Below are 10571 nucleotides of genomic sequence, written 5' to 3'. Positions count from 1 at the left end.
AAAAATATAATGGTACAATAGAATTTTTGGATCTAGGTGACTCCTTTGAAGTAAGTGCTGTTCTTTATGGTATTTTATCTACTGAGAACACTCGTTCATAGAATATTATTGTTCCCTTTCCCTCTAATTTAATTCATTCTTAATTTCTTCTTGATATATCCATATCCTGTTAGATTAGATAGTCTCTTTTATTTTACTCCTAAGTGCCATTTATTACATATAACATACCTTTTATTACAGTTTCATAGGTAATTGCCATTCCTATGCTATAATCATCCAAAATAAAAAAGGAAGGTTACAAAATATGTTAAAAAAAATCAAACTTATCAAAAAAAATACAAATGTCAAATTACTATCTTCAGTAGCCAGTTTTGCACTGCTAATCACAACAATCGCTTCTAATCAGCGTTGTTGGTATGTAATGTATGAAGATACGCTACCTGAAGGGCACGAAAAATTAAAAAAATCCCATTTTTAACCATGTGCTCTATTAATAAGTATTTGACTGAAAAAATGATTGATTATCATATTATTGAACCTGAGGATATCGAAATATATACTTATGGACTAACAAATGGGTTTATAATAATTGCAAATATATTGACCACCTTATTATTTGCTTGCCTCATTGAAAAAATAGATATTGCCATAATAATGTTATTATCTTTTATTCCACTGAGATCATTTAGCGGTGGTATGCATTGCAAAAGTAAAACAGCTTGTTATATGATTTCTAACATAATAATTCTTATTTTACTTATAGCCCAAAACTATTTTTTGAAATTTCCTCTATTTCTTTTATGTATCACATTAATAAGTGGCATATACATTTTTTTCAATAAAATATCCAATAGTGATAATCGCACTCTTGATAATCAAGAGATCCTATATTACAGCAAAGTCAAAAAAAATATTCTTATTATTCTATTTTTCATAATTGCTGTATTGTTGTTATTACATAAAATTAATTATGCAATAGTAATAATGTGTTCAATAATTCTAGTAGCGTTTCTTCTTATTTTAAACGAGATGAAAAAATTTTTTTCATTTTCATAAGAAATCACATAGGATATAGATATTTCAGTTTTGGAATAGACTATATCCTTTTTTTATTTCTAGACTATACACATCTTAAACCGTATACATTACCCCATAAACTTTTCTAAAAAACATAGCATTCAAAAGGTAATAATCACTCTACCTTTACTAAACACAAAATCGTCCGTTATCATACAGTTTCTCAATACAACTCTTGAAAACAAACAATACATTATGCCTTTTACGTATATATAATCTATATATATGTATGTAAATCTATTAGCGCTCTTTCATGATGCCATGCAACACCGGCAAGAGCTTCCCTTGTCTGCAAGGTATCATCATTTCTAGCCATTCAACTAGGAATGGACCTGGAGCACATTTACCATTTATAATGAAATCTCCAATTGTAGTAAAAATCTACTTTCTCTCAAAATGATGGAGTAAAAAACTATTTGCTATCATTATGAATGAAAAAGATAAATTTGTAATTACCATAAAACTAAACTGAATATTCTTGTGCGATGAAATCGCACTTCCGGAAATTTGGAAATCAGATGTCCGAAAGTGGAAATCATCTATGCGAGTTTACTCGCGCAGTGTTTTATCTAGGCCATACACCTCCCGCATGGACTTGTCATGCTCAGCATCAATACTTGTGATGTTGATCTGATAGCTGTCATGGGCAATACGGTCAATGATTGCATCAGCCAGAGGACTTGCTTCTCCTCCAAGCTGATCGTACCATTCTTCGAATACATACTGAGAGCAGAAGATGGTTGATGATTTCTTGCGTCTCCGATGAAGAAGTTCGAAGATATCTTTCTGCTCTGTATCAGTTGGTTTGAGAAGCATCCATTCATCCAGAATGAGAAGCACTGGATTGGAATATTTTGCCATAACTTTGCGGTAGTTCCCTTCAGTTCGTGCAATGTCCAAATCCATGAGTAAGTCTGGCATACGGACATACCTGGTATTGTAATACTGCTTGCAGGCTTCCATACCAAAGGCACATGCCATGTATGTTTTACCACAGCCTGTTGCACCGGTAATAAATAGATTCCGGTGTTCAGATATATATTCGCAGGTGGCGAGTCTGTTTATCAGCTCCTTGTTCAGCTTGCGTCCGGAAGTATAGTTGATATCCATGATACTTGCTTCCGGCTGGTCGAATCCGGCATTGTGGATAAGACGCTTCTGGCGGTTATTCTTGCGATTGCTGTATTCGATGTCTACCAGCATTCCAAAGCGGTCTTCAAAAGGAACTTCCTTGAATTTAGAATCGTTAAGCTGGTTACGGAATGCATCTGCCATTGTGGTTAGGCGCATTTCAATAAGTTTATCTATTATACTCTGATTTGTCATATGTGATTACCTCCGATAGTAGTCGGCACCCCTTGTGATGCCGTGTGCTTTATGTGTGGTCTTGGATCCAGATGATTCTAGTTCCGTTTTTACAGAACCCGTTACGAGGATGTTTTTGATACTCTTGTAACTGGGCGAAGCTGTATAGGATAATGCCTTTTTACAGGCGGCTTCAAGCAAAACTTCTGAATATTTATCAGTAAGCTTTAGAAGTCCCATGCAGCTTCTATAAGTCTGTTGTTCCACACGCTTGGAGGTCAGTATTGCATTGACCACAGTGTACGTATTTATGCCAATCCGCTCAGCCCATTTGCGAAAACGGTCACCATTCCATTCCAGATATTTCTGGTGGTCTTAGCAAACATAAGTCTTTGAAGTTCAGTATCCGTCATAGATTCATCAAGAGGCCAAGAAAGATTTAATTCTCTGGCACGTTTTTGAACCTTGACTACAGTTTTCTGAGCAACACCACAACTTGCCATGATGTTACGTTGAGAGAAGCCCAATCCAGTAAGACGGATGATTTCTCGATATTTGGTCATAATCGTGACCTCCTTGTAATGAATTTACACCATAGGGTGCATATCTTCATTATAAGGATTTAGTAATAAAATGATTTCCTTTTTGACGGAATCGTGATTTCCTGCAAAACGTAATGATGATTTCCAAGCATCGGACAGGTGATGGATTTCACCCCGGATTATTCAACTAAACATTTACAGATTAACGCTTTACTCTGGGAAGATAATAAATTTATCCTATGCCATAAGGTTCTAGACAATGGCAGCTTCCATTGTCCTCAGCGTGTAAATATTCCGGTCTTAGATTTCATGCTGTTCGGTACTCTAGAAGTGGGTGACAATTACATAGGATATAAGAAATACTACCAAATATAAATCCAGCTTCCCTTTTCATGGCAACCTGTTATGCCCGGCTCATAGAAAGTTAGGAATCAAACAAATACCTATAATAACGGAATATAGCAATAAAATAAAAATGGCTCCATTCCTTTATAGTTTGGAACCATTTTTTTATTCGTATTTTAACTTTTAAAATTTTCACGTGACTATTTTATTCTGTTATCTTCTGCTGTTAATGCTGAATGTTTCCAAGTCTAATAATAATATCGCTTGCTTGTATTATTTCTGAATCATGTGACACTATTAATAGTATTTTCTTTTCCATTTTCAATCGTTCAATTAATCTTAATAAAGCATTTATTCTTTTTATATCTAAATTAGAGGTCGGTTCATCAAAAATAATCATATCAGCTTCTTTTACTAAACACTTTAGAATAGAGACTATCTGTTTTTCTCCTCCTGATAAAGTATTTATATTCTTATTCCAGTTTTCTTGATATAAAGGTATTAATTGTTCCTCATTCAGATCATGTTCCTTAATCTTTCTAATAACATCTTCCAACCGAATATTAGAATTGTACTCCTGATATATTTCTTTTATAGTCCTATTTGGATAGTTTAATGCTTGAGAAATATAAAGAATACTATTTTTTCTCAGTTCCTCCATATTTAAACAATCAATATTAATTCCATTGACTAATATTGATTTTGCATGTAGAATCCCAATTAATATTTTGGTAAGTGTTGATTTTCCCTCTCCATTCTTTCCCACTACGCAATAGATTTTTCCTCTACACAACTCTAATGGTAACTCCTTTAGAATAAAGTTATTTGAATCATATCCAAATGTAATTGATGCTGAAATATTCTCTATTTTTTCCAACAGAATATTTCCTTCTTTTTCTACTTCAATATGAAAAATAGCTTCTAGTCTGTGTAGTGATGTTTTTACATTTTGAAATGAATTTCCAAGTTCAAAATAATATTTTATCAATTGAAGCATCATAGAAAAATATGTACACATAACAGTCAATTGTCCTACGGACATGTTATGATTTAAAACTTGCCAACCACCATATAAAAATGTAGCCACTTGAAATAAGGCTGATATAATTCCTTCTATTGAAATTGACTTTCCACTTATTTTTACAAACTCTAAATAATTTCTATAGTATTTTCTATAGTATTTATCAATATATAGATTATTGTATTCATAGTTTGCATTAGTTTTTATTTCCTCCATGAAAGCTAATTGATCATTCAATGTATTAAAATATAAATTATGTGCCTCTTTTGATGCATAACTTTTCGTGTATAATGGTTTTCTAAGAAATACGTACATAACATAATACACCGGAAGAAAAATCAGCATCAGTATAACAACCCCTTTACTAACTCTACTAATTATAATAAATAATCCTATAATCTGAATAGCATTCAATATAATTGCCGGATAATTTGATATAATAAAGGAAACAATATCTCCTATATCTTGTTCGGTTCTCTGATTCAAATAAGACGGGGTGAATTTCTTATATGACAATATTGGAATATCTCTAAGATGTTTAAGAATTTCTAGTTTTAATAAATAGGAGGATTCCAATTTAATTTTTGCATTCAAAATTTGCTTCACATAATATAGAGTAACATTTATCAATCCCAATAACAAAATGAAAATACACATTCTTAATATAAAACTATATCCCACTCCTGTAGCCAAATAATCTATAAATTCACCATTTAAATATGGTAATACAATCCCAATAGCTGCAAGCAATAGACTAATTACAGTAAGAATTATAAATTTATTCTTACTTTTACCAAATATACTCATAAATATTTTTTTCATGCTTTACCCATCAAAACTTTCTATTTAAAAAGAGCTACATAATGACATACAGTTTACCTCTATGTACCATGCAGCTCTTTTCATTACTTTAGTCCCTTACATTTACACATTTGCATTTACATTCGCATTTGCATTTGCATTCGCATTTGCATTCGCATTTGCGTTTGCGTTTGCATTTACCAAGACATTAACGTTTACTAAAACTAATGCTCTTGGCTGAATGCTTCCATCATCAGATACGATTTCAGGGCTATCATAACCATTAGTTAATAACTCCATAATATATTCCTCCTTTCCCATTATTTTATATATCGTAATAAATATACAATATATCAAATTTTACTTAGGAATGATAATCCCTTTGGCCTCTAAACCGTTCACTGTATTCAACAAACTCTTAATCTTCGAAATATTAATTCTGGGATTATCCTCCGTATCCAGATATTCTCGTAATTTCTTCCCTGGCATATCTTCTATTAAGTGTTTAACTTCCTCATCAAACGCAGCTCTACCTACTCCATTAACTGTAACTTCATAAAAATCCTTTTCTTTTTTTACTATTGCCACATCTGGTGCTAATTCAAATTTAGAATCTAAAGCCCATTTATTATAATTTCTGATAATATTTATTTCTAAAGGTTTTCCATTATTGATATATTCCACAACAACAGGATAAATATAAGTAGCTCCTGTTCTATTGAACATATCCATCCATGCATTATAGTAATTGTTATAATTTTCTGGATCTTTATATATCTCAATTGCAATTTTGGCAGATGCGTCTGCCTGAAATTCTATCTGCTGTCTATTGATTAATGATACATTGATACTTCCACTTTTCAAAATTTCCTTCATGCATTTTACTACATAAGGACCTTCTTCATCTCCTATACATTCCAAAACCATATATGCTTTTCCAAAAGGTTTTAAATGTTGTGTATAGCCGCTAATAATCTTTCTTACCAAATCGAGTCCGTCCTCGCCTCCATCTCCACACAATGGAAAAACAATATTTTCTGGAACTGGAACAAATGGTGGATTGCTAATAATACAGTCAAATTGTTCAGGTACCATTTGATACAGATTACTTTTCCTCACTTCGTATTTCTTTGGAGATATTCCATTGATTTTTCCATTTAATATGGCAGCATTATATGCCACATCATTCAACTCTACTTCAACCACTTTTTCAGCGTTTTCTATAATGTTTAATCCTTGAACTCCAGAACCTGCACATAAATCCAAAACACTATCATAAGAATCTCTCTTGATATATTTCATTAATTTTGTAGAATCCGATCCTATATAAATATCCGACATTCGTTTTTTGGCATTACTATAGCAGCTAGGTAAACTTACGATCAAAAACAAATCATCAACGGGTAAAATTACAAATCCTTGAGGTTCAATTAGCCCCTCCACGTCTGATGCAAATCCTGTTTCACATAAAAATTCCAGGTTCCTATCTCCTAATATTTTTTTCAACAGTTTTTTATCTTTTGCATATCCCAATAAGAAAAACTCTGTTATATGCCTATCAATTTCTGTTACATCTTTCAGCATTTCATTTATAATTTTTTCATCAATCCATGGCTCTACCGTATTGAATATTCCAGCCATAGTTTTGTAAATGAAAGCATAATTACTTTCTCTTAACCATTCTCCAAATCCTTGAGCGCTTTCATTACTGATATTCGAATTTAACATTTTTTCTCCTCACTTTACAGTTTTTTTGAATATATCCAAAAATCGCTTTTCTTGATTCCTTCTGCGCGAATAACGCATTCTCTTTCAAATCCATTCTCCTGCCATGTATGTGCAATATTTTCACTTTGATCTGTAAATTTAACTTTTACGTACTCAACAGATTGTGCTTTTAATTGTGCATTTAACTGAGCAAGTGCCACTTCCAAATATCCTTTATTCTGTAATACCATTGTAGTTATATATACTACGTAATTGTTGGGGCAAATATAAATTCCCACTACACCAATTCTTTCTTTTGTCACTTTATCAATTACATTCAGGTATACTTCTGCTTCATGGAAATGATTTGTTCTCATATTTATTGCCCGATAATACTCCGGAAAATTTTTTCCTTCGTATTGTTCTGGAAAAAATAAGTATCCATCATGACAGTGTTCTTTTTCTTCGATAATAAATTTTGATGCTTCTAAAAAATCTTTTTCTTCAAACAAAGATACAAAGCAATTCTTTTTTCCCATTTTACTTTACCTCCCTAATCATTTCTAAATTTAATAAATAAGCTATTGTATGATTTACATCATTTAATAATCTCTGTTCTGATACACCAGGATATTTATGTTTCAATATGTTTACAATCTCTTGTGCAGAACGATTATCAATAAGATCCCAAATTTCATACACAGTCTTATTCATAAAATGAGGTTTTGAATGTGCTCTGGGATAAAATAAACGTGTACCATCTGTTTCCTCACGTAACAGACCGATATAACTATTTTCAACCTTGTTAAAAATCATTTTTTTCACTTCCTTTCACTATATAATTGTATATCCTGGTTATTCCAAGGTCTATTTTTCTGTTGCTCAATATCATCTAATGAAACAATTCTTTTTGCTGCATTATTAACCTCAGGTATCTTCCATACATCTTTTAGCCCATCTTCCCACAGTTGATTTAATGTATTACTTACAGCATTGCCATATAAGAACGGTAAATATGGACTTACTACAATATCTCCATTACATCTAATTTCGTATGTAATAGTTTTTGCATCTGGATTCTGCGAAAACAAATAAATATGCTCTAAAGGATCACCATTATTAAAGGAAAAATCTGGGTATTCATAAAGTTTTTTCCGAACAAGCCATTCAAATTCCCATTTTTCTGCTACTGACATCTTTAACTGCTCTTTATTATCATATCCTCTTCCTATTGGTATAAAAGGCATGGAATTAAGAGATTTAATTCCCATTTCAATCAAAATATCAATAACCTTCCCTATCCCTTGATAAGTCTGCTTTGTTGGAATAAATGTAACCTCAGGAACGATCCCCGAATTGAGAATTATTTTTATTGCTTCCAAGGCTTTGTCATAAGCTCCATCTTTCCCTCTAAATTTGTCATGTATAGCCGGTGAATATGAGTCAAGGCTAATCTGAATACCATTTACACCACTTTCTCGTAGCATTTTTACTTTCTCTGTCGTCAGTAATAATCCATTTGTCACCATATTTACCACTATTCCTCTGCTCGACAAAACTTTTGCTGCCTTCAGAAGTAATGGATATCTCAATAATGGCTCTCCACCGCAAAAACACACTATCGGTATGCCTGCTTCTGCAATATGATGAGCAATTTTCATCATATCTTCATCATCTAAATCCTTGTAATGTGCATCTTTTCCGCTTTTGTTATAACAATGCATACAACACAAATTACATTTATTTGTCATATCCCACATAATGTTAAGAGGTCCGCTTAATTTTCCATATTCTGTTTGAATTGTTTTTTTATCAATTTTTCCTATCGTTTTTGTTTTGTTCATATACTTCCGCCTATTGGCATCCTCCCTTCTTGTAATTCATAATCTCCAGCAAATCCCAAGATTTTTGTAAATTGAATCACACCTATCAATATCCATAACATCATTAACTCCAATTTTCGGGTGTGCTTGATAAAAAATTTCTTTATTTGTTGCAAAATTATCCTGCGTAAATATACTTGTATCTTTAAAATATTTTGAAAACAAGTTTGAAGGTAGCGGCATCCACCACGCTACATTCACAGTGATTGAATAGCAATCATTTAAAAAAGCTGCAAATTCTATTGTTTTCATACATTCTTCTTTAGACTCCCATGGAAATCCAATAATAAACGATGTAAATACTCTTTTGCATAAGTCGTACTTTTCTAGTAATGAAACCGTTTTTAATACATCTTCTACTCTTATTTCCTTGTTAATCTTTTTCAATCCCTCGTCATAGCCACTTTCTATACCGATTTGTATATGCAAATTATCATAAGATTTAATCATATCAAGCAATGCCTCATCCCATAAATGTTTTGCCCGAGCTTCAATTAAAATATTATAATCTTTGTATCCTAAGTTTAACATTCCACCTAAAACATTTCTGGCCCATTGCTGATCCGTAGTAAAACAATCATCTGTAAATATAAAATCTTTGTTTTTGCATAGAGAATCCAAATATTTTTTAAATATAGACAAACGATTTAATACCGTATCTTCCGAATATTTTCTCCAACATCTTTTATAAAATATAGAGCAGAACCTACAGTTTCCTTGACATCCTCTCGATGCTTCAAATGTAAATCTGTCAAAAAAATTTTTTTCTGCCAAATCATAACGAGGCATAGGAACTATTTCATGTTCGAAATCTATTAACGGTGCTTTTGCATTCTCTATTAGTTTTTCATGTTGAACATACTTTAAATTTGGCACTTCCTCAATGCGCAATTCACCTTTAAGATATTGAATAAACTTTGGAAAGGCAATTTCTGCTTCTCCTACTAAAGCATAGTCAATTTGGGGAGTTTTCAACATAATTTCCTTATAAAAATATGATATATGAATTCCGCCAATAACAATTTTTATTTGTTTATTATTATCTTTCACTTTTTTAATCAACCGTAAAATTTCTGCCCAAGAAAACGTATTTACTGTAAATGCCAAAAGATCAGCATCTCTTATTTTTTTGAGTATTACAGTTAATATATCTTCCTGTAGATTTGCAATTCTATATTTCATAGGTTCAATAACTTCTACTTGATCAACAAATGGTGAAATAATTCCTGCAATAGTGTACATTGTTAATGGCTGCACTGTAGTATCTACATCATGCATAAAATCTGTATTAATCAAAATAACCTTCAATTTTTCACCCCCAATATACGGTTATACAACAATATATCTAGTGTATCTGCCCGTATCCTTATAGCATTAATATCCATTTCTCCGTTCAGGATTATTTGATTAAGCATAAAATATAACGTTTCTTCAATTGGAATAATTGTATCCAATTTTTTATTTATAAGAAAAAATTTTTTATTTTTCTTATATAATGCAAAAATTTCTGTAAAAAACACTTTCATAGCTGGTCTCCATTTCCATTCCTCTTTTTGAACCAGTATCTCTGTTCTTCAAGGATTTTACATAAGTCACTATCACCATGCTCTATTAAGATATCCCTCCATATTTCCTTAATAGTTTTATCAGTTGTAATTAGTCCGTATTCGTAATCAGGAAGAAAATCATACAATGCAACTGTTCCTGTCTCCGTAATACAAAAATTACCATGTCTATAATAATTTAAAGGAAGTATATCTTTTATTATTTTTTCTTTATCGTATATAGATAATTTAATATTTTTATATACTTTACATAACGATATAATTTCTAATATTGCATTATGTAATTTAGGTACATGAACCAAAAAATTTTCTTTCTTTTTATCCG

12 protein-coding genes are annotated in these 10571 nt (G+C 31.7%); 1 reads left to right on the top strand and 11 read right to left on the bottom strand.

Annotated features, from left to right (window positions below):
* The first annotated feature begins 304 nt into the window (after positions 1–304).
* Positions 305–478 (top strand): cyclic lactone autoinducer peptide, encoded by a 174-nt coding sequence (locus tag I2D69_RS18905; RefSeq protein ID WP_081021323.1) that lies wholly within the window; start codon positions 305–307, stop codon positions 476–478.
* Positions 479–1626: 1148 nt separating this feature from the next.
* On the opposite strand, the gene istB is transcribed toward I2D69_RS18905, so the two are convergent.
* The 11 genes from istB to I2D69_RS18845 all read right to left on the bottom strand — a co-directional run.
* Positions 1627–2403 carry an IS21-like element helper ATPase IstB gene (gene istB / locus I2D69_RS18895; protein ID WP_055172415.1) on the bottom strand — a complete coding sequence of 259 codons (777 nt, stop codon included), beginning with the start codon at positions 2401–2403 and terminating at the stop codon, positions 1627–1629.
* 287 nt (positions 2404–2690) lie between these two features.
* Complete coding sequence (locus I2D69_RS18890) at positions 2691–2945, bottom strand: transposase (protein ID WP_243000379.1); 255 nt, start codon at positions 2943–2945, stop codon at positions 2691–2693.
* Between the two features lie 550 nt (positions 2946–3495).
* Positions 3496–5112, bottom strand: a complete 1617-nt coding sequence (locus I2D69_RS18885; protein ID WP_117844175.1) for an ABC transporter ATP-binding protein — start codon at positions 5110–5112, stop codon at positions 3496–3498.
* A 102-nt stretch (positions 5113–5214) separates the two neighbouring features.
* On the bottom strand, positions 5215–5391 hold the full coding sequence (locus tag I2D69_RS18880) for a hypothetical protein (protein ID WP_178105380.1): 177 nt from the start codon (positions 5389–5391) through the stop codon (positions 5215–5217).
* Positions 5392–5451: 60 nt separating this feature from the next.
* Positions 5452–6819, bottom strand: a complete 1368-nt coding sequence (locus tag I2D69_RS18875; protein WP_117844176.1) for a methyltransferase — start codon at positions 6817–6819, stop codon at positions 5452–5454.
* Between the two features lie 14 nt (positions 6820–6833).
* The gene (locus I2D69_RS18870; protein WP_055172401.1) at positions 6834–7337 is read right to left on the bottom strand and encodes a hypothetical protein; all 504 of its coding nucleotides are present in this window, start codon (positions 7335–7337) and stop codon (positions 6834–6836) included.
* 1 nt (position 7338) lies between these two features.
* Positions 7339–7614: a PqqD family protein gene (locus tag I2D69_RS18865; protein ID WP_055172404.1), complete on the bottom strand. Its 276-nt coding sequence runs from the start codon at positions 7612–7614 to the stop codon at positions 7339–7341.
* A 5-nt stretch (positions 7615–7619) separates the two neighbouring features.
* Positions 7620–8642, bottom strand: a complete 1023-nt coding sequence (locus I2D69_RS18860; protein WP_055172407.1) for a radical SAM protein — start codon at positions 8640–8642, stop codon at positions 7620–7622.
* Positions 8643–8678: 36 nt separating this feature from the next.
* Positions 8679–9989, bottom strand: coding sequence for a radical SAM protein (locus I2D69_RS18855; RefSeq protein ID WP_117844178.1), 1311 nt, complete (start codon positions 9987–9989; stop codon positions 8679–8681).
* Positions 9986–10207 (bottom strand): hypothetical protein, encoded by a 222-nt coding sequence (locus I2D69_RS18850; RefSeq protein ID WP_117854546.1) that lies wholly within the window; start codon positions 10205–10207, stop codon positions 9986–9988. Before I2D69_RS18850 ends, I2D69_RS18855 begins: the two co-directional genes overlap by 4 nt.
* Positions 10204–10571, bottom strand: a 368-nt coding sequence (locus tag I2D69_RS18845) for a hypothetical protein (RefSeq protein WP_195380383.1), incomplete at its 5' end; no start/stop codon positions are given. The genes I2D69_RS18845 and I2D69_RS18850, both read right to left, overlap by 4 nt.

The sequence above is a fragment of the Ruminococcus sp. D54t1_190329_F1 genome (genome assembly GCF_015551645.1).
Taxonomy (GTDB): Bacteria; Bacillota; Clostridia; order Lachnospirales; family Lachnospiraceae; genus Blautia_A; species Blautia_A faecis.
The sequence above is the reverse complement of the archived record's forward strand: the minus strand, read 5'-3'. Positions and strand labels throughout refer to the sequence as shown.